Here is a 19,848-nt window from a genome sequence, read left to right as displayed (position 1 = left end):
TTCGCGGTTTCGGCTGTGGACAACAAGGCTGCACGCTTTGCCTTGACGGAGGCTGCCGTGCAATCAGGCTAGTCAAGGTAAATTTCTTCGCGCACGTGCCTGCCAGGAGATCGAAATGAGCATCAACATCGGACCGCCGGCGATCGAAGAGCTTCGTCCGCGTATTGTCGTCATCGGCGTAGGCGGAGCAGGCGGCAACGCCATCGCCAACATGATCCAGGCCCAGATCGAGGGCGTGGACTTCGTCGTCGCCAATACCGACGCGCAGGCGCTCAACAACGCGATCGCCGAAACCCGCATCCAGCTCGGCCCGGAAATCACGCAGGGCCTTGGCGCCGGTGCGCGTCCGGAAGTGGGCCGCGCCGCAGCGGAAGAGACGATCGAAGAGATCGAGCGCCTGCTTGACGGCGTCCACATGGTCTTCATCGCCGCCGGCATGGGCGGCGGCACCGGCACGGGTGCGGCGCCGATCATCGCGCAGGCCGCGCGCGCCAAGGGCGTGCTGACGGTGGGCGTGGTTTCCAAGCCCTTCATGTTCGAAGGCACGCGCCGCATGCGTTCGGCGGACTCGGGCATCGAGGAACTGCAGAAGCACGTCGATACCCTGATCGTCATCCCGAACCAGAACCTGTTCCTGGTCGCCAAGGCGGAAACCACGTTCAAGGAAGCCTTCCAGCTTGCCGACGAAGTGCTTCAGCAGGGCGTGCGCTCGATCACCGACCTGATGATCATGCCGGGCCTCATCAACCTCGACTTCGCGGACGTCCGCTCGGTCATGGGCGAGATGGGCAAGGCGATGATGGGCACCGGAGAGGGCGAAGGCCCGAACCGCGCACTCGAAGCGGCCGAACGCGCCATAGCGAACCCGCTGCTCGACGGCGTGTCGATGCAGGGCGCCAAGGGCGTGATCATCTCGATCATCGGCGGCGACGACATGAAGCTGCTCGAAGTCGACGAGGCCGCGAACCACATTCGCGAACTGGTCGACCCTGACGCCAACATCATCTGGGGCTCGGCCTTCAACCCCGACCTTCAGGGCAAGATCCGCGTTTCGGTGGTTGCCACCGGCATCGAGCAGACCACGGAAATGGCCGAGATCGCCTCGCGTCCACTGAACCTCAGCGCCTCGCGCGGCCCGGTTCGTCCGATGGTGTCGCGCCCGGTGCCCAGCGCACCGACGCCGCTCGTCACGCCCGCTCCGGCCGCCGCAGCGCCGGTCGCTCCGGCTTCCGAGCCCTTCGAACTGTCGACGCCGGCTGCCGAGTCGGCCGACCAGCCGTTCGAACTGGAACTCGGCGCCAGCGAGGAAGTCGAACAGGAAGCCCCGGCCGCTTACGCCGGTCTTCGCAGCGCGCGTCCCGAACCGCTCGATCTCGGCGCGATGGCGCAGGCTCAGCCCCCGCACCCGTCGGCCCATCAGCCGGCTCCGCAGGCCGCCAGCCAGCGCCAGCAGGACGAACTCTTGCTGGGCGGCGGGCAGCCGCAAGCCGCTGAACCCGCCCGCGCGCGTCCGGCCGATCCCGCACCGGCGCGCCCGGTCGGCGGTGGCAGCACTTTGTTCGAGCGCATGACCAGCCTTTCGCGTCCCAAGGCGGCCCCGGCCGAACCGGCGGGCGATGACGATGATGGCGGCTCGATCAGCATCCCCCGTTTCCTGGGGCGCCAGAACAACCAGTAATGAAAATGGGCGGGCGGCGGCCGGTTTGCGGCCGTCGCCTCCCGTTTTCGCAAGGTTCATGAATCGGACGACATAGACGCGGCCGATCGGTTTCCAGCAAAGGCCCGATTCCAGTCGGGCCTTTGCGCGTTTTGAGAGGTTTTTCGGGTCTTGCGGGTACGTCAGAGGGTTTCGAGCAAGTGGCTGGCCTCGGCAGCCGTGCATGTAGCGCTGGTCGTTCCCGCTGCGTCCCTCTCGTTCGCCGTCCTCCCGGCCGCAGCCATCGCCGCGCCGGTGGTGCAAGCGCTGCCGAGCGCCGACCAGTTGAAGCTCAACGCCGCGCTGTCGCGACTGGCGCGCGATCCGCGGGACACCTCCGCCTTGCTCGACGCGGGCGATGCGGCGCGCAAGCTGGGCGATTTCGACGCCGCCATCGGCTTCTATCGCCGCGCCGACGAAATTTCGCCTGGCAATGCGCGGGTCAAGGCGGGGCTCGCCGCCTCGCTGGCGCAGAGCGGCGATCCAGTTGCCGCGCTGCCGCTGTTCGCCGAGGCGGAGAAGGCGGGCGCCAGCCCCACGCAACTGGCGGCAGACCGCGGCCTTGCCTACGACCTCGTCGGCGACAACGCCGCCGCGCAGCGCTATTATGCCCTGGCGCTCGGCGGTGCCAATGACGAGGATGTCCGCATGCGACTGGCGATCAGCCAGGCGATTGCCGGCGATGCCCAGGCCTCGGAAACGACGATCATGCCCCTGCTGCGCAAGCAGGACAAACCGGGCTGGCGTACGCGCGCCTTCTCGCTGGCGATCGCGGGCGACGCCAAGCAGGCGGTGGAAGTGTCGAACACGATCCTGCCCCCGCAACTGGCCCAGAATATCGCGCCTTACTTGCGCTACATGCCGCGTCTCACCCGCGCGCAGCAGGCGGCGGCGGCCAATCTCGGCAAGTTCCCGCGCGCTTCGGAAATCGGGCATGACGATGCCCGGATCGCGGCCTACACGCCGACGCGGCTTGCCAGCGCGGACGCGAATCTCGTCCCGCGCGGCGAGGCCCTGGGCAGCGGCAGCACTGCGGCTACCCGCACGTCCCGCACGGCCAAGGCCAGCACGAAACCGGCAAAGGCCGGCCCGCGGACCGGCGGCACATCGGTGGCCGCGGCGGATCCCTATCGCATCGGCGGCGGGCGGACGACCTCCACGCGCACGGTGCCCGCTGCGGCGGCAGAGCCGGCACGGGTCGCACCGCCCGAACCGATGCCGACCATCGAGCGCGCCGATACGCCGACGGGCGAACTGCCTCCCGTGAAGCCGAAGGCGGAGCAAACCGCCCCGGTCAGCGCCAAGCCGCCCGCAACGGCAACGGCCGCGCCTGCCTCGACTTCGGTAACGCGCGAATGGGCTGCCGCCTCGCTGGCTGCGCGGAGTAGCTCTGCGCCGCCTACGGCCGCCGCAAGCCCCGGTTTCGACCTTGCGCGGGTTCCGGCGGGTCAGCCTGCCGCGGCGCCCTCCACGTCGCCCGTTGTCTCCAAACCCGCGGCACCCGCGCCCGGGCTCGCCGCCACGCCGAGTGCGCCAGTTGCGCCGCTTGGCAGCACGCCGGCCAAGCCGCCCGTGGCGGAAGCGCCGCCCGAACCGAACGCCCAGCAGCTCTCGCTGGAGCAGATCTTCGCGGATCTGGGCAAGCCCACCATGCAGATCATGCCGGCTTCGGGCGCGGTCGACATGCGGCAGATAGAGCCCGCACGTCCGGCGCCGCCCAAGATCGACCTTCCCAAGCCCGAACCCGAAGCGCCCAAGGTGCCCGAGCCGAAAGCCAAGGCAGACCCCAAGGCCAAGCCCGACGCCAAGACCAAGCCCGATGACAAGGCGGAAGACGACAAGGCCTCTGCCAAGACCAAGGCTGCCGCGAAGGCCAAGGCCGATGCCGCCGCCAAGGCCAAGAAGCCTGCGCCGCCGTCGCATCCCAGCCGGATCTGGGTGCAGATCGGCGTGGGCCGCGACAAGGCTGCCATCGCTTTCGACTGGCGCCGCTACCTCAAGCAGTCGCCCGCGCTGTTCAAGGGCCACGAACCCTATGTCAGCGACATGGGGCGGACCAACCGCATCCTCGTGGGTCCGTTCGAGACACAGAAGGCGGCCGGCAGCTTCATCGCCGATGCGAAGAAGCAGGGCTTCAACGACGCGCTTCCCTGGACGAGTCCGGCGGGGCAGGTCGTCGACGCGCTTTCGGCGAAGTGACGGGCGGGTCGCGGAGGCGGCCCGTTTCCCTATGCGTAAAGCGGGCCTGAGGGCCGCGTCCGGCAAATCCGGGTGACTTCGAACTGTCCTAATGGCGGGGCGGCGGGCCTTATCCACATCCTGTGAACAGGCTTGTGCAGTTTTGCTCAGGCGATCGCATGCCCCGGATTGTGCTTGCCCCCCCAGGCAAAGCATCCATGGCTCGTCGCGTCGCGGAGGGCAAATGTCGGAAATCATGAGGCAGGTACAGGACGACATCAGCCGGGAGGACGAGTCCGCCCCGATCGAGATGCTGGCGTCGCTGTTCGAAGCGCGCGACTGGGCGTTCGAGCACTCGGGCGAGGATGAGATCTCCGCCGAAGTGAAGGGCGCCTGGGCGACCTATCAGATCCAGGCGATCTGGCGCGCGGAAGACCGTGTGCTGCAATTGCTCTGCCTGCCGGACATTCGCATCGCCGACAGCAAGCGGCAGGCCATGTTCGAGGCCTTGGCTCTCATCAACGAGCAGCTCTGGGTCGGCCATTTCGACACCTGGTCCAGCAGCGGCGTGGTGCTCTATCGCCACGGGCTGATGCTGGGCGAGGAAGGCCTGCTCGGCCCGGGCCAGGCGCAGACCGTGGTGGAGGCGGCGATCGAGGAATGCGACCGCTTCTATCCGGTGTTCCAGTTCATCCTCTGGGGCGACAAGACGCCGACCGAGGCGCTTGCCGCAGCCATGATCGACGCGGCCGGAGAGGCCTGACCCCGCGGCGCCGGCGCCGGCGCTGACAGCGCTGGCGCAGGGATGCGGGAGCGGGACTGCCATGCCGGCGCGGTCAGGCAGGTTCGGCGTGGATGGCCCGTCATGTCGGGCTTTGGCCCTTGGCAGTGTGCCGTCGCTCCCTTAGAGCGGGATCCGATCCTGCTGCGTCGGCCCTGTCGCCGTAGGTTTTTGGTTTGCCGCGTTTTCCGAGCAATCAGGTGATCCCATCTGCTTGGAAAGCGCTCTAGGCGCCGGGACGTCGCAAGGTCTCGCGCAAGGGGAATGACATGGAGCGGTTTCAGAACATCCTTCTCGTCGGCTGCGGCAATATGGCCGGCGCCATGCTGGAGGGCTGGCTGAAGGGCGGCATCGCCGCATCGCGTTTCACCATCGTCGATCCCAAGCGCACCGAAGCGCCCGAGGGCGTGACCCTGCTCGGCGAACTGCCGCGCGAAGGTCGCTTCGACGTGGTCATGCTGGGTATCAAGCCTCAGGGCCTGGATGAGGCCGCCCCGGCGATCGGCGCGCTGGTCGGGCGCGAGACGACGCTCTTCTCGATTCTTGCAGGTGTGGAGTTCGAGAGCCTTGCCGCGCGGTTCCCCGCGGCGGGCGCCGTCGTGCGGATCATGCCCAACCTTGCCGCTGCCATCGGCAAGTCGCCGATCGCGCTGGATTCGCGCGGTCTCGATGAGACGGGGCGCGCAGCGGTCACGGCAATGATGGCGCATCTCGGCACCCCGGAGTGGCTGGCGGAAGAGGCGCTGTTCGATTCCGTCACGGCGCTGGCAGGCTGCGGCCCCGCCTTCGTCTACCGCTTCATCGATGCGCTGACGGCAGGGGCCGTGTCGCTCGGGCTGGACGAGGCACAGTCGCAGCGGCTTGCCCTGGCCATGGTCGAAGGGGCGGCGCAGCTCGCGGCCGCCTCGCCGTTTTCGGCCGGCGAACTGGCGGACAAGGTGGCCAGCCCCGGTGGGTCGACCCGCGCCGGCATGAACGTGCTCGATGCAGGCGACGCCCTGACGCGCCTGATTGCGGCCACGATGGCCGCTTCGCGCGACCGTAACGCCGAAATGGCCGCGGAGGCCCGCAAGGCCTGATCGCCGTATTCCGGCGGGTTCCGACAGTCTTTACATTTTGACACAAAGTCGATCCGCCGGTTTTCCTTGAATTCGGAGGCCGGACAGCAGATATTCGTGCCTGTACGGGTGCCGCATTTCGCAAGCGCCTGTGAAAGGGAGTTTGAAATGGCGAATTGGAACGACCCCCAGCCCGGCACGGGCTTCGGTGCGTCTCCGAGCCTTGACGGACGCGAAGCCGGCCGGGCCACGTATGACGCGGGCCTGCGCAGCTACATGCTGTCCATCTACAACTACATGGCCTCGGGCGTGCTGCTGTCGGGCATCGTGGCGCTGTTGTTCGCTTCCTCCGGCATGGCGATGCAGGTGCTGACCACCCCGCTGCGCTGGGTCATCATGCTCGCCCCGCTGGGCTTCGTGATGGCGATGAACTTCGGCCTCAACCGTATGAAGACCTCGACCCTCCAGATGCTCTATTGGGGCTTCTGCGTGGTCATGGGTCTGTCGCTGTCGACGATCTTCCTGGCCTTCACCGCCACGTCGATCGCCACGACCTTCTTCGCAACGGCTGCGGCCTTCGCGGGTCTGAGCCTGGTGGGCTATACCACCAAGAAGGACCTTTCGGGCTTCGGCACGTTCCTGATCATGGGCCTGTTCGGCATTCTGATCGCGATGCTGATCAACATCTTCGTGGGTTCGACGGTGCTGCAGCTGGCGATCTCGGTGCTCGGCGTGCTGATCTTCGCCGGCCTCACTGCCTATGACACGCAGATGCTCAAGAACCAGTACGCACAGCTTCGCGGCACCGAATTCCTCGGCAAGGCCGTGGTGATGGGCGCGCTCAGCCTCTACCTGGACTTCATCAACATGTTCCAGTTCCTGCTGAGCTTCCTGGGCGATCGCCGTTAATCCACCGTTTTTTGACGGATGAAACGATCATGCCCGGTGCGATTCGTCGCACCGGGCATTTTCATTGGAGTCAAGACGAGATAGAATCCCGGCCATCGTGAGAACTGGAGTGTCCGGGGTGGTAAACCTGAAGAAAAAAGGCCTTTTGCGCGGCCTTGCCATTATGACGGGCTCGCTCGTCGCCATGCTGTCCGGCTGCGGACCCAAGGAGGTTGCCGTTGCGCCGCCGCCGCCGCCGCCCGTGGTGGTGATCCCGCCGCGGCCGATGCCGCCGCTGGGCGCCGCGCCGAACATGATCGTGCCGGTCTTGGCCGTGGACGGTTCGCGCCGTACGGTGAATTCGGGCATCTCGGCTGCCCAGTCCCTGTGGAACCTGCGCTCTGCCTACAATGTCGCGGCGCTGAACTGCGTTGGGCCGCAGTACGAGCCGATCCTGGCGGGCTACAAGGACTTCCTGAAAAAGCACGTCAAGAGCCTGACGGCGGCCAACAAGGAACTCGACAAGGAGTTCAAGTCGCGGTTCGGCGCCAAGTCCGTTCGCGAGCGCGAAGCCTATCAGACCCAGGTCTACAACTTCTTCGCGCTGCCCCCCGTCGTTCCTGCGCTCTGCAACGCGGCGATGGGTCTCGCGGTCGATCTCCAGGCCGTGCCGGCCGGCCAGCTTGACGGTTTCGCGGTGAGCGGCCTTGCCAAGGCGGAGGCTCCCTTCAAGGAGTTCTTCAACAGCTACGACCAGTACCGCGCCGATCTGGCCGCCTGGGAAGCGCGCTACGGCGCGGGCGCCTCGGCCAGCGCGCCTTCGGGCACGACGCCGGTGGCGGCAGCGCCCACGGTGAGCCAGCAGGCCTACTCGCGGTAAGCCCGAAGGGGCGAGCGGGCAGGGGCGCGCAAGGCCGCGATCCTGCCCCGCTCCGAACCTGACAGGACCAGTTCTCTTCCGGCCGAATTCGGGGGGAGTCTCGGGTACCAGATCTCGGGAATCGAATCTCGGCCCGGTGCATTTTTGCTCTTTCATGCGGAAGAGCACTTCGCTAAGGGGACGCCTCGCGAAGGCGCTTGTCGTCCCAGCGAAAATACTGGAACGGGGCCGTAGCTCAGATGGGAGAGCGCGTCGTTCGCAATGACGAGGTCAGGGGTTCGATCCCCCTCGGCTCCACCAGTATGAAATTCTGAAGCGATCCGGGTCTGCCCGGGTCTACCCCGGCATGAGGCGTTTGACGCGACATGGCCGGGTTTTTTGTTTATCTGCGATGGACGGATAAAGGCTCTGCCGCTGTCCCTTCGCCTTTGAACGTCTTTGAACGCGCCGGAAACATACAAGATGCACTTTCTCGACCAGGCCAAGATCTACATCCGTTCGGGCGGAGGCGGCCCCGGCGCGGTTTCGTTCCGGCGCGAGAAGTACGTCGAGTACGGCGGACCCGACGGCGGCAACGGCGGGAAGGGCGCGGACATCGTGTTCGAGGCGGTTGCGGGCCTCAATACCCTGATCGATTTCCGCTACACCCAGCATTTCAAGGCTCCGCGCGGCGGCCACGGCATGGGCAAGAACCGCAATGGCGCGGCCGGCAAGGACCTGGTCATCAAGGTTCCCGTCGGCACCCAGATCGTCGACGACGAGGATCGCGAAACGGTCCTGGCCGACCTGACCGAGGCCGGCCAGCGCGTGACGCTGATGGAAGGCGGCATGGGCGGTCGCGGCAACGCCAGCTACAAGACCTCCACCAACCGCGCTCCGCGCCAGCACCAGCCCGGCATTCCCGCACAGGAAATGTGGGTATGGCTGCGCCTGAAGCTGCTGGCCGACGTCGGCCTGGTCGGCATGCCGAACGCAGGCAAGTCCACGTTCATCAACAAGCTGTCGAACGCCAAGGCGAAAGTCGGCGACTATGCCTTCACCACCCTGCGCCCGCAGCTTGGCGTCGTCATGCACAAGAATCGCGAATTCGTGCTGGCCGACATTCCGGGCCTGATCGCCGGCGCCGCCGATGGTGCGGGCATCGGTGACCGCTTCCTGGGTCATATCGAGCGCTGCCGTGTGCTCGTCCACCTCATCGACATCTCGAACACCGATCCGGTGGAAGCGATGCATGTCGTCGAGGAAGAACTGGCGGCCTATGGCGGCGATCTCGAGAACAAGCCGCGCCTGGTCGCGCTGAACAAGATCGACCTCGTGGACGACGATCTGGCCGCGGCCTATGCCAAGGAACTGCTGAAGGCCGGGGCGGACGAAGTCTTCCCGATCTCCGGCGCGACCGGCAAGGGCATGTCGAAGCTGCTGGACGCGGTGATCGACTACCTTCCCGCGGCCACCGTCACCGAGCGTCCCGAAGGCGAGCGCGAGGAATCCGACGACAAGCCCTGGTCGCCGATTTGATCTCGGCTATTTGACGCTCCCATATTGCCGGCCCCATATTGCCGGCCCCCATATTGACGGCCCGCATATTAACGGCGGCGCCTTGATTTCGGCGTTTCGACCCGGAGGCACCGGGTCGTTCGCCGTGACGGTTTGAGTTGGCGCCGGGCCTCGCTCCGGCTACAGCTTTGCCATGAAGATCATGCACATGGCACTGGCGGCGGGCCTGCTCCTGTCGCCCCTTCGCGCTGCTGCGGCAGAGCCCGCTCCGGTCGCCAGCCGTCCGATCGAGATCGGCACGAGCTACAGCCTCCCATCGGCGGTGCTGGGCGACACGCGCGAAGTCAACGTCTGGCTGCCGACCGGCTACGCGGCGTCGCACGATCGCTATCCGGTGGTCTACCTGCTGGACGGCGCGCTCGATCAGGACTTCCAGCATATCGCGGGCCTCGCCAACCTTGCTTCGCTGAGCTGGACCTATGGCCCGATGATCGTGGTCGGCGTGCAAACCAGGAACCGCCGCGCGGAACTGACGTCGCGGCCCACCGATCCCCGCTACCTCTCCGCATTTCCCGAAAGCGGCGGAGCGGACCGCTTTCGCCGCTTCCTGCGCCAGGAGGTGATCCCCTTCGTGGAAGCACGCTTCCGCACCGGAGAGCGCCGCGCGATCATGGGTGAATCGCTGGCCGGCCTCTTCGTGGTCGATACCCTGCTCAACGATCCCGCGCTTTTCGCCGACTATGTGGCGATCAGCCCCAGCCTCTGGTGGGACGACCGCCGGCCGCTCGCTCATCTCGACCGGACGGCCCGCGTGAAGGGGCTTGCCAAGGCTCGCCTCTATCTGGCGGTGGGCGACGAGGGTGGGACCATGCAGGACGGGATCGATCGACTGCGCACATTCCTCGAGAGCCAGCCGGCGGACCGCGTCACCTTGCGCTACGACGATTTCAGCAAGAGCGCTTCGCATGCCACCGTCTATCACCATGCGGCGGAGGACGCGCTGCGCTGGCTCTATCCCGCGCCGCCCTATGAAGGCGGGGGGACGCCGTGGTTCATGATCGAGGGGGCCCAGCCCCCACCACCTTCGTCTCCGCCGCCTTCGTCCCCGCCGCCACCGTCGCCCACTACGCCCGCGGGCTGAGGCTTTTCCCTCAGAGCGAATTGCGCCGGGCGATGGCGGCCAGCACGGCGGCGCTGGGCTTGGGTGTGCGCTTGAAGGTCGTGCGGTCCAGCGTGTGCAGGCCGAACTGCGGTTTGTAACCGAAAACCCATTCGTAATTGTCGACCAGCGACCAGTGCATATAGCCGAGCACGGGCACGCCATCGTCCATGGCGCGCTTGAGTTCGGCCAGCGCTGCCGGGATCAGCCGCGCGCGCTTGGTGTCGTCGGCCGAATTGATGCCGTGCTCGGTAACCATCACCGGCACGCCGCTGACCGCATGGGCATAGCGCACCGCTCCGGCGAGGGATGCCGGGTAGATTTCGGAGCCGGCGTCGTTGGTTTCCGCGCCGCTGGGTGGGGGCAGGCGGCCCTTGTCGTTCCAGACCGTCCGCTCGTAGTTCTGCACGCCGACGAAGTCGTTGCCGCGCGCGGCCTCCAGCCAGGGCAGGTAGAGCTTGGCGCGCATGGCATCGCGCAGGCTGTTGCGGCCGGCGGCCTGATCGTCGATCACGGCAAGGCTGACCCCGACCGGCAGGTCGCTCCGCACGGCCTTGATCGCCGCGCGCCCGGCCTTGTGTCCGGCCAGGAGGTTGCCCTGCACCACTTCCGGGTCAGCGACGTAGAGCGGATTGCCGGGCAGGAAGCGGGCGACGGCATGCTCGCGGGCGGCGGCTTCCTGCATGGCCTTGTCCGCGCCGAGCAGGCGCGGCCCGATGTCGCCGGGAAGGACAACGTCCAGCAAGCCGCTGAGATTGGGCTCGTTCAAGGTGGTGGCATGGCTGATCCCCGCGGCGAGATGGCGGGCTGCGCGGTCGCAATAGCGGGCGAAAAGGGCAGGAGCCTCGGCATGGGACCATCCGCCCTGCGCTGCGAACCAGGCGGGAGTGGTGAAGTGGTTGAACGTCACCATCGCCTTGAGGCCGCGCGCATTGCAGCCCTCGATCATGGCTTTGTAATGATCGAGCATGGCGATCGAGAACTGGCCTTTGGCAGGCTCGATGCGCGCCCATTCCAGGCTGAAGCGATAGGTGTTGAGCCCAAGGCCCTTCACCAGGTCGAGGTCCACCGGCCAGAGCGCCAGGCTGTTCGCGGCGTCGCCGGAGGGTTCCATGTAGACCGTGGGATTGGCGTGCTCCATGGCCCAGACATCGCTGTTGACGTTGTTGCCTTCGATCTGGTGCGCCGCCGTTGCCGCGCCCCAGAGGAAGCCGTCCGGGAACTTGGGATCGACGGGCCTGGCCGTGCGCGCCAGGGTGGAGGTGCTCACAAGCGTGGCCCCGGCGGCCGTGGCGGCCAGCATGGTTCGGCGGTCGATCACGCGGTTCTTCTCCCTGTTCGCGCCGGTTTCGTTTCGAATCGGCCAAGAATGTAAAATTAGAACGATAAATCTAAAATGAAACCCGCATCGTCGGACCTGACCGAATGGCCGCGACAAAAAGGGACTGCCGCCACCCCGGCGCGGGCGCTAAGGGCCGGATCATGGACATCGACCAGCCTCTTTCGCGCAAACCCGTGGACGGCCGTGCGGCCCTGCTCATGGTCGGCCTCTGCGCGATCTGGGGCATGCAGCAGACGGCGCTGAAAGCAGCGGCGCCGGACATGGCGCCGGTGCTTCAGATTTCCTTGCGCTCTGGCATCGCGGCCTTGTTCATCGCCGCGCTGGTGTTCATGCGGAAGGAAGGACATGCCCTGCGCGGCGGGACATGGAAGGCGGGGCTGGCGATCGGCGCGCTCTTTGCGCTCGAATATCTGTTCATGGGCGAGGGGCTGCGCTTCACCAGCGCCTCGCACATGGGCATCTTCCTCTACACCGCCCCGATCTTCACCGCGCTCGGCCTGCATTTTCGGGTGCCCGAGGAACGCCTGAGCCCGCTGCAATGGCTGGGCATCGCCGCGGCTTTCGGCGGTGTCGCGGTCTCGTTCCTGGGCGGCGGAGCGGATGGCCCGCGGCGCGATTCGGCCTGGATCGGAGACCTCATGGGCATCGGCGCAGGCGCCGCCTGGGGCGCGACGACGCTGACGCTGCGATTCTCCCGGCTCTCGCAGGCGCCCAGTTCGGTCACCACGCTCTACCAGTTGCTCGGCGCTTTCGTGCTGCTGGGCCTGCTGGCGGCCGGCACCGGACAGACATATGCGCGGCCGACCGTGCTGCTGGGCGTGAGCATGGTGTTTCAGGTGGTCTTCATGTCGCTGATCAGCCTGCTCGTCTGGTTCGGACTCCTGCGCGTCTACCTGGCCTCGCGACTGGGCGTGCTCTCGTTCATGACGCCGCTGTTCGGCGTGCTGTTCGGGGTCGTTCTGCTGGGCGAACGACTGGACGCGGCCTTCATCGCCGGTGCGCTGATGGTCCTGGCGGGCATCCTGCTGGTCAGCGGTCACGAAATCTTCAAGGCCCGAAAGGCGCGGCGGGCGCAGACGGTGCTTATCGACCCGGCCTGATCGACCCGGCCTGACCGATCCGGCCTGATTGATCCGGGCGTCTCGCCGTTCCCGTGGCGGGACGGGGCGTAGCGCCTTTCGCAAGCGAGCGCTTTCCAGCGGGCGGCAACTGTCCTAGAGGCACTGCCTCCATGCCTGTATCGCGTCTTTCCGATCTCTCCGACAGAGCCCTTGCCCCCCGCCTCGTCATCAAGGTGGGCTCGGCGCTGCTCGTCGGCAAAGAGGGCGTAAGGCGCGCGTGGCTGACGGCGCTGGTGGCGGAAATCGCCGAGGCGCGCGCACGCGGGCAGGATGTGATCGTGGTTTCCTCCGGCGCGATCGCCCTTGGCGCGGCCACGCTCGGCCTGGAAAAGGGCGGACGCGGCTCGCTGGCCGATGCCCAGGCGGCGGCCGCTGTCGGTCAGATCGCGCTTTCCGGCCTCTGGGCGGAATTGCTCGGCAGCCACGGCCTCACTGCCGCGCAGATGCTGCTGACGCTGGAAGACCTTGAAGACCGCCGCCGCTACCTCAACGTCACGGCCACGCTCACGCGGCTGCTCGATGCGGGGGCCGTGCCGGTGATCAACGAGAACGATTCGGTCGCCACGCAGGAAATCCGCTTCGGCGACAACGACCGCCTTGCCGCGCGCGTTGCCCAGGCCGCGCAGGCCAGCGCCGTGCTGCTGCTCTCCGACATCGACGGGCTCTACGATCGCCATCCCCGGGAGCCGGGTGCCAGGATGATCCCGGTGGTCGAAGGCGTGACCGGCGAGGTCCACGCCATGGCCAGTACCGAGTCGAATTCGGGCATGGGCTCGGGCGGCATGGTTTCGAAGCTGCAGGCCGCGGAGATCGCGGAACTGGCCGGCATCTGCCTCGTCATCGGCAATGGCCAGCATGAACGCCCGGTCGCGCGGATCATCGGCGAGGGCATCGGCACGCTCTTCCTGCCCCGCCGACGGGCCGGCGCGCGCAAGGCCTGGCTTGGCGGACGGCTGCGGCTGAAGGGCAGCATCCACGTCGATGCCGGGGCAGCCGCTGCCCTGCTGCGGGGATCGAGCTTGCTGGCCAAGGGCGTGACGCGGGTGGAGGGAGCCTTCGAACGCGGCGACCCGGTAGCCATCGTCGACCCCGAGGCACGGGTCCTGGCCCATGGCCTTTCCGAATATCACGCTGGCGAATGCACCGCGATCCGCGGGCTGCACTCCAGCGAGCAGGCCGAAGTGCTCGGTTACGCGCCCCGTTCATCCGTCGTGCATCGCGATCAGCTTGTCTTGAAGTAATGGAACTCGACCGCCCCACCATCGCGCTGACCGGCGCCACCGGCTTCGTTGGCCAGAGCCTGCTCGATGAGGCCGTTGCCGCCGGATACGATGTCCGCGCGCTCGCCCGCCGTGAACAGGAGCCGCGCGCGAACGTCACCTGGGTGCGCGGCGAACTGCGCGACACCGGCTCCCTTTCCGAACTGACGCGCGGGGCGGAGGCGATCCTCCACGTTGCCGGCGTGGTCAATGCGCCCGACCCGGCCGGATACGAAGCGGGCAATGTCGCCGGGACGCTGAACCTGATCGAGACGGCCGTGGCCAAGGGCATCCGGCGCTTCGTGTTCGTCTCCTCGCTCTCCGCGCGCGAACCGCAGCTCTCCGCCTACGGGGCCTCCAAGGCCAAGGCCGAGAAGCTCTTGCGCGCCAGCCCGCTCGATTGGACCATCGTGCGCCCGCCTGCGATCTACGGCCCGCGCGACAAGGAAATGTTCGAGCTGTTCCGCGCGGCGCGCTGGGGCCTCGTGCCGGTGCCCAAGGGCGGCAGCGCCTCGATGATCCATGTCGAGGACCTTGCCCGCCTGCTGGTGGCGCTGGTTCCGGGCGGCGAGGACGTGACCGGCAAGTTGTTCGAACCGGACGACGGCAAAGTCCACGGCTGGGACAATGCCGAGATGGCCCGCGCCATCGGTGCGGCCGTCGGCCGCCGTGCGCGCGTGCTGTCGCTTTCCGCCGGAGCGCTGCGCAAGGCGGCGAAAGTGGACCAGTTCCTGCGCGGCGACGGGGCGAAGATGACCGCCGACCGCGCGGCCTATTTCAGCCACCCGGACTGGGTGGTCAGCGCGGGGGCGGCGGTGCCGGCCTCGATCTGGGAGCCGCGTATCGATACGCGCGACGGGCTGCGCGCCACGGCCGAGTGGTACCGCGCGAACGACTGGCTTTGAGCGGATCCCGCTAATCGAACGGGGCCGAGGTAGCCCGGTTGTGGCGCTACCCCGGCAAACCCTGCCGCACTAGTTCAGGGCAATCGCCGGCTGCACCACCCCGGTGCAGGTCCCGAACCCGATCGACACGGCGCCTTCCGCCACGAAGCGGCCGGACAGCGCCAGTTCGTCGCCGTCCTGAAGGAAGGTGCGCGTTTCGCCGGTGGGCAGGGTCAGGGCTTCCCGGCCGGAGCGGGTGATCTCCATGAGGCTGCCCTGCGAGCCGTCATCGGGGCCGGAGATCGTCCCGGTGCCCAGCAGGTCGCCCGGGTTCATCTCGCAGCCGTTCGATGCATGGTGCGTCACCATCTGCGCGATCGTCCAGTACATGTTGCGGGCCGGGCCGCGGCTGAGGCGCTGGGCGGGCAGGCCCTGTTCGCGCATCGTCCGGGTGCTGAGGCTGACTTCGAGGTCCAGCGCAAGCGCGCCCTCGCGCTGGTCGGCCTCGTTCCAGAGATAGGGCAGAGGGCGCGGGTCGCCTTCTGGCCGCGCGGGCTGGGCCATGCGGAACGGGGCGAGCGCTTCCATGGTCACGATCCAGGGCGAGACGGTGGTGAGGAAGTTCTTGGCGAGGAACGGCCCGAGCGGCTGGTATTCCCAGGCCTGGACGTCGCGCGCCGACCAGTCGTTGAGCAGGGTCAGTCCGGCGACGTGGTCGAGCGCGGCGTCGATGGGTATGGGCTGGCCGAGCGTGTTGCCCTGCGCCATCCACACGCCGAGTTCCAATTCGTAGTCCAGCCGTCCGATGGGGCCGAACGAAGGCGCTTCGGCATCGGGCGCCTTGGTCTGGCCGTTGGGACGGATCACCGGGACGCCGCTCGCCCGCACGGTGGAGGCACGGCCGTGATAGCCGATGGGAACGTGCTTGTAGTTGGGCAGCAGCGGATTGTCGGGGCGGAACAGTTTGCCGATATTGGTGGCGTGATGGATGCCGACGTAGAAATCGGTGTAGTCCGCGATGCGCGCGGGCAGGTGCAGCGTGGCTTCGGCCATCGGCACCAGCAGCGCTTCGACTTGCGCGCGCTCGGCCGCGCCTTCGGCCAGGAGCGCGGAGACACGGCGGCGCAGCGCGCGGCGCGGGCCGGCACCCAGGGCCAGCAGGGGATTGAGCGTTTCGCCCGCTCCGGCGCGGGCGGCGTCCAGCGCATCGCCTTCGAGCAGGGTCGTGGCGGCCAGCGCGCCGAGGTCGAGGATCATGTCCCCGATGGCGATGCCGCCCCGGGCAGCTTCATCGCGGCGCGAGAAGACGCCGAGGGGCAGGTTCTGGATCGGAAAATCGCCGTGGCCGTTCGCGCTTTCGACCCAGGAGCGCAGAGCGCGGTCATGGGTTTCGTCGATCGTGGCCATGGTCTTACCTCTTCCGTTGGTGCTGGGCGTCCGTGACGCGCGTTTCTCGATGGGAGCGCTTCACTAGCCGGTCGCACAGGCCGCGTCACGGGCCTTCCTGGACATCGTCCCATCCATGGGTCTCGGTCATGACGAAAGGCACCGGATCGCCGCGGGCGTCGCGGGCCGGGCGGAAGCGAAAGCGTTCGGTGATGCGCTGGCAGGTCCCGGCGTCGAGGTCCGGCCGGCCGCTGGAGGAAACCACGGTGCAGCCGCTGACCCGGCCGTCCGTCCCGATCCGGTAGCGTACCGTGATGTCGCCGCCGCTGCGGGACTTGCGCAAGTCGGGCGGCAGGTCGGAGTAGTGGAGGCGTCCGGAGGTCTGGCGGGGGAATTGCGCCACGCCGGCATTCGCGCCCGATCCCTCGCCGCCCTGGCCGCCGCCGCCGTTGCCTCTCCCGGTGCCGCCCGCCCCGGGGCCGGAACCGCTCTTTCCCGTGCCTTGGGGCGATTGCGCGCCCTGTCCGGGGCGCGGCGCGGCGATGATCGGCGGGGAAACGGGCAGGACGATCCGCGGCGGCGGCGCGACCAGGGGGGTGGCCCTGGCCCTGCGTCCCTCAGGCGCGGGGGCGGCCTTGGGCGCTGCGGCGAACTCCTCCTTGCGCGGTGAGGGTGTGGGCGTCGCTGTGGGCGTGGGAGGCGGCCGATCCGGCACGGTCACCATGGCCGTCAGCGCAGCGCGGTCAGGAAGCTGCGGCAGGTCCACGCCCAGCCCGAACGCCAGGGCGGCCAGCCCGGCACCGACGACGGTGGCCGATGCCAGTGCGGAAACCCACCTGTCGCGTCGCGGCGCGTGCAAGACCTGCTCCTTCCCCGTCGAGACCCACCGGACCAACCCCGGTGCCGGGAAAACAAGTCGCGCCTGCGAAAGGTCCCGCAAGTGGCGACCGGTGCCGAGGAATCGCCTTTGCTGCGGCAGGACGATCACATGTTGCGGAACCATGGCTCGACATCATCGTTATTCCGCCAACGAGACAATTTCGGAGAAGCAACAATGACTCTACTTCTTATTCTCCTGGTCGGTGGCGTCATCGGCTGGCTCGCTTCGATCCTCATGCGCACCGATGCGCAGCAGGGCGTCTTCCTCAACGTGGTCGTCGGTGTCGTCGGCGCCCTGATCGCGGGCCTCATCATCACCCCGCTGATCGGCGGTGCGCCCATCACCAGCGGTGCGTTCGACATCATGTCGCTGTTCGCTTCGTTCCTGGGTGCGGTTGTCCTTCTGGCGATCGTGAACCTCTTCCGTCGCGGTTCCATTCGCTAAGATTGGCGGCTAAACGGTAGGTTGCGACTCTTATAAGTCGCCAAGGAGGCTGGCGCGTCCTCCAACCCCGAACGCGCCCTTTTCAACAGGGATAAGGAAGCCTGACATGAAAGCCATCAACACTTCGCGTCTTGCCATGATCGCTGTCGTCGCTGCCGGTTCGCTGGGCCTCGCGGCCTGCAACAACAAGGCGGACGATGCCACCGAGCAGCAGGCCGACGCGGTCGAGCAGTCGTCCGACTCCGCCGCAGACGCCATGCGCGACCAGGCGGACCAGATGACCGGCGCTGCTTCCGAGGCCGTGGATGAAAAGGCCGATGCCGTCCAGGCGGCAGGCGAGGCCAAGTCGGACGCGCTGGAAGAAAAGGCAGATCGGATCAAGGAACAGCACTGATCCGTTCCGCGACCCTCATCGCAAGAAGACAGGAAGGATGGCGGGTTCCGCCATCCTTCTTTCGTTGGGCCGGCTCCTTTCGTCAGGTCCATTTCCCGGTGTCGCCTTTCCCGGGCAAGGGGAAGGCACAGGCACCCGGTGCGAAGCGAAACTATCCGGCCGTGCAATCAAAATGCGGCCAATAGATGCTTGAATTGTCGGGCAAGAGGGCAGACATAGCCCCCGAAAGTTCGACGTCCCATATGACGTGCCGTCCAACCCTGCCAAGGTGGGCGTGCAGGTCCAAGCCTTTGACAACCTGAAACAGGAAGACAGCCATGACCATTCAGCTGATGCCGCTGCCCTACGCGCAGGACGCGCTCGAACCGCATATCTCGGCCAAGACGCTCGAAATTCACCACGGCGCTCACCACAAGACGTACGTCGACAAGCTGAACGCTGCCGTCGAAGGCACGGACAACGCCGACAAGTCGGTCGAGGAAATCGCCAAGCTCGCCTCGGGCCCGCTGTTCAACAATGCCGCCCAGACCTGGAATCACGGTTTCTACTGGCACTCGCTGAGCCCGGAAAAGACCGCGCCGAGCGAAAGCCTGCTGGCCGCGATCACCAACGACTTCGGTTCGCTGGACGCGCTGCTCGAAGCGCTCTCGAACGAAGCCGTCAATCACTTCGCTTCGGGCTGGGCATGGCTCGTCGTGGACGGTGGCAAGCTAAAGGTCATTTCGACCCATGACGCGGGCACCCCGATCACCACCGACGTCAACCCGCTCATCACCATCGATGTCTGGGAGCACGCCTACTACATCGACCAGATGAACAAGCGCCCGGCCTACGTGAAGACGGTTCTGGAGAACCTCATCAACTGGAAGTTCGCGTCGGACAACTTCGACCGCGGCACGGCCTGGACCTATCCGGCCTGATTTCTCGCTCCGCGCAGCGATGCGCGGGGTGACATGACATGCTGAAACGGGCCGGGTCGCCGCTGGAAGGCGCGATCCGGCCCGCAGCATGTCCGGCACACCTGTTTCCTCCTTTTTTCGGGAATTGAATATGGACATCGGCTTCATCGGTCTGGGCGCGATGGGCAGCGCCATGGCGCGCAACCTGGCGGCGGCAGGGCACCGGGTGCGGGCATGGAATCGTTCGGGCGGCGCGGTGGAAGGCGTCGAGATGGTTGCCACCCCGGCAGAGGCCTTCACCGGCGACGCGGTGCTGACCATGCTCTCCGAGGACGGGGCCATCCGACAAGTCCTGCTGGACAGCGGTGTGCTGGATGCTGCGCCGAAAAGCGTCATCCATCTCGTGTGCTCCACGATCTCGGTCGCTTTCGCGCGCGAACTGGTGGAGCGACATGCGGCGGCGGGCGTGGGCTATCTTTCGGCGCCGGTGCTCGGCCGTCCCGATGTGGCGGCGGCGGGCCAGCTCAACGTGATCCTCGGCGGTCCCGCCGAACATGGCGCGCGGCTGGAGCCGGTCTTCGCGGCGATCGCCGGCAAGGTCTGGGACATGGGCGAGGACGCCACGGTGGCCAATGCCGCCAAGATCGCCTGCAACATGATGATTACCATGGCGATCGAGGGCATGGCCGAAGCCGTCGTGCTGACCGAAGGCAAGGGCCTCCCGCGCGAGAAGTTCTTCGAGCTGATCCTGGGCACCCTGTTCGGCAGCCGGGTCTATCAGAACTATTCGGGCATCATTTCCGCGCGCGAATACGAACCGGGCTTCAAGGCCGTACTCGGCCTCAAGGACCTTCGCCTGGCGCGTGAACTGGCGGCGGAAACCGCTCCGGGCACGCAAGGCAGTCTGCCGATGCTCGATGCCGTGCACGCGCGCATGGGGGAGGCCATTGCGGCCGGCCATGCGGACCGCGATTGGGCCGTCATGGCCGAACACACCATCGACACCGCCCGGGGCTGAGGCTTCCGGCAAGGGCGAGACGGCACCGCGAGGGAGAGCGATTGGCCCCCTCGCGGCTGCCGAACCAGATCATTGCGGTGGACG

The 19,848-nt window shown here is 67.2% G+C and carries 18 protein-coding genes and 1 tRNA gene; 16 read left to right on the top strand and 3 right to left on the bottom strand.

The window, feature by feature from the left end; genetic code table 11:
* Window positions 1-115: 115 nt before the first annotated feature.
* The 9 genes from ftsZ (at window position 116) to AB4Z00_RS01295 (ending at window position 10,119) form a co-directional block, all read left to right on the top strand.
* Window positions 116-1,678 (top strand): cell division protein FtsZ, encoded by a 1,563-nt coding sequence (gene ftsZ / locus AB4Z00_RS01335; protein ID WP_442044561.1) that lies wholly within the window; start codon window positions 116-118, stop codon window positions 1,676-1,678.
* A 150-nt stretch (window positions 1,679-1,828) separates the two neighbouring features.
* Window positions 1,829-3,895 carry a tetratricopeptide repeat protein gene (locus AB4Z00_RS01330; RefSeq protein ID WP_442044559.1) on the top strand — a complete coding sequence of 689 codons (2,067 nt, stop codon included), beginning with the start codon at window positions 1,829-1,831 and terminating at the stop codon, window positions 3,893-3,895.
* Window positions 3,896-4,118: 223 nt separating this feature from the next.
* Complete coding sequence (locus AB4Z00_RS01325; RefSeq protein ID WP_132261776.1) at window positions 4,119-4,637, top strand: YbjN domain-containing protein; 519 nt, start codon at window positions 4,119-4,121, stop codon at window positions 4,635-4,637.
* Window positions 4,638-4,924: 287 nt separating this feature from the next.
* The gene (locus AB4Z00_RS01320) at window positions 4,925-5,734 is read left to right on the top strand and encodes a pyrroline-5-carboxylate reductase (protein ID WP_314463727.1); all 810 of its coding nucleotides are present in this window, start codon (window positions 4,925-4,927) and stop codon (window positions 5,732-5,734) included.
* Window positions 5,735-5,881: 147 nt separating this feature from the next.
* Entirely contained in the window at window positions 5,882-6,622 is a 741-nt protein-coding gene (locus tag AB4Z00_RS01315; protein ID WP_132261779.1) for a Bax inhibitor-1/YccA family protein, read from the top strand.
* 163 nt (window positions 6,623-6,785) lie between these two features.
* The gene (locus AB4Z00_RS01310) at window positions 6,786-7,481 is read left to right on the top strand and encodes a hypothetical protein (RefSeq protein ID WP_132261781.1); all 696 of its coding nucleotides are present in this window, start codon (window positions 6,786-6,788) and stop codon (window positions 7,479-7,481) included.
* Window positions 7,482-7,705: 224 nt separating this feature from the next.
* Window positions 7,706-7,781 (top strand) — tRNA-Ala (locus tag AB4Z00_RS01305).
* Between the two features lie 162 nt (window positions 7,782-7,943).
* Window positions 7,944-8,999: a GTPase ObgE gene (obgE, locus tag AB4Z00_RS01300; protein WP_132261783.1), complete on the top strand. Its 1,056-nt coding sequence runs from the start codon at window positions 7,944-7,946 to the stop codon at window positions 8,997-8,999.
* A gap of 172 nt (window positions 9,000-9,171) precedes the next feature.
* Window positions 9,172-10,119 (top strand): alpha/beta hydrolase, encoded by a 948-nt coding sequence (locus AB4Z00_RS01295; protein ID WP_442044555.1) that lies wholly within the window; start codon window positions 9,172-9,174, stop codon window positions 10,117-10,119.
* A 10-nt stretch (window positions 10,120-10,129) separates the two neighbouring features.
* Here the strand turns inward: AB4Z00_RS01295 and AB4Z00_RS01290 are convergent, their stop codons facing one another.
* Window positions 10,130-11,458 (bottom strand): family 1 glycosylhydrolase, encoded by a 1,329-nt coding sequence (locus AB4Z00_RS01290; RefSeq protein ID WP_442044553.1) that lies wholly within the window; start codon window positions 11,456-11,458, stop codon window positions 10,130-10,132.
* 161 nt (window positions 11,459-11,619) lie between these two features.
* On the opposite strand from AB4Z00_RS01290, the gene AB4Z00_RS01285 reads away from it, so the two are divergent.
* From AB4Z00_RS01285 to AB4Z00_RS01275, 3 genes are all read left to right on the top strand, one after another.
* On the top strand, window positions 11,620-12,579 hold the full coding sequence (locus AB4Z00_RS01285) for a DMT family transporter (RefSeq protein WP_442044551.1): 960 nt from the start codon (window positions 11,620-11,622) through the stop codon (window positions 12,577-12,579).
* 131 nt (window positions 12,580-12,710) lie between these two features.
* Window positions 12,711-13,841: a glutamate 5-kinase gene (proB, locus tag AB4Z00_RS01280; protein WP_314463717.1), complete on the top strand. Its 1,131-nt coding sequence runs from the start codon at window positions 12,711-12,713 to the stop codon at window positions 13,839-13,841.
* On the top strand, window positions 13,841-14,764 hold the full coding sequence (locus AB4Z00_RS01275; protein ID WP_442044548.1) for an NAD-dependent epimerase/dehydratase family protein: 924 nt from the start codon (window positions 13,841-13,843) through the stop codon (window positions 14,762-14,764). Before proB ends, AB4Z00_RS01275 begins: the two co-directional genes overlap by 1 nt.
* Window positions 14,765-14,833: 69 nt before the next feature.
* Here the strand turns inward: AB4Z00_RS01275 and fahA are convergent, their stop codons facing one another.
* Both fahA and AB4Z00_RS01265 read right to left on the bottom strand, forming a co-directional pair.
* Window positions 14,834-16,150 carry a fumarylacetoacetase gene (gene fahA / locus AB4Z00_RS01270; RefSeq protein ID WP_442044546.1) on the bottom strand — a complete coding sequence of 439 codons (1,317 nt, stop codon included), beginning with the start codon at window positions 16,148-16,150 and terminating at the stop codon, window positions 14,834-14,836.
* Window positions 16,151-16,235: 85 nt separating this feature from the next.
* Complete coding sequence (locus AB4Z00_RS01265; RefSeq protein WP_442044544.1) at window positions 16,236-16,988, bottom strand: TonB family protein; 753 nt, start codon at window positions 16,986-16,988, stop codon at window positions 16,236-16,238.
* 195 nt (window positions 16,989-17,183) lie between these two features.
* Between AB4Z00_RS01265 and AB4Z00_RS01260 the strand changes: the two genes are divergently transcribed.
* From AB4Z00_RS01260 to AB4Z00_RS01245, 4 genes are all read left to right on the top strand, one after another.
* Window positions 17,184-17,453, top strand: a complete 270-nt coding sequence (locus tag AB4Z00_RS01260) for a GlsB/YeaQ/YmgE family stress response membrane protein (RefSeq protein WP_054439274.1) — start codon at window positions 17,184-17,186, stop codon at window positions 17,451-17,453.
* 106 nt (window positions 17,454-17,559) lie between these two features.
* Entirely contained in the window at window positions 17,560-17,847 is a 288-nt protein-coding gene (locus AB4Z00_RS01255) for a hypothetical protein (RefSeq protein WP_132261795.1), read from the top strand.
* 317 nt (window positions 17,848-18,164) lie between these two features.
* Window positions 18,165-18,767, top strand: coding sequence for a superoxide dismutase (locus AB4Z00_RS01250; RefSeq protein ID WP_132261797.1), 603 nt, complete (start codon window positions 18,165-18,167; stop codon window positions 18,765-18,767).
* Between the two features lie 130 nt (window positions 18,768-18,897).
* Complete coding sequence (locus AB4Z00_RS01245) at window positions 18,898-19,764, top strand: NAD(P)-dependent oxidoreductase (RefSeq protein ID WP_132261798.1); 867 nt, start codon at window positions 18,898-18,900, stop codon at window positions 19,762-19,764.
* The last annotated feature ends 84 nt before the right edge of the window (window positions 19,765-19,848 follow it).

It is taken from the genome of Novosphingobium sp. YAF33 (assembly GCF_052113265.1).
In the GTDB taxonomy this organism is placed as follows: Bacteria; Pseudomonadota; Alphaproteobacteria; order Sphingomonadales; family Sphingomonadaceae; genus Novosphingobium.
This window is presented reverse-complemented; position numbering and strand designations above follow the sequence as displayed.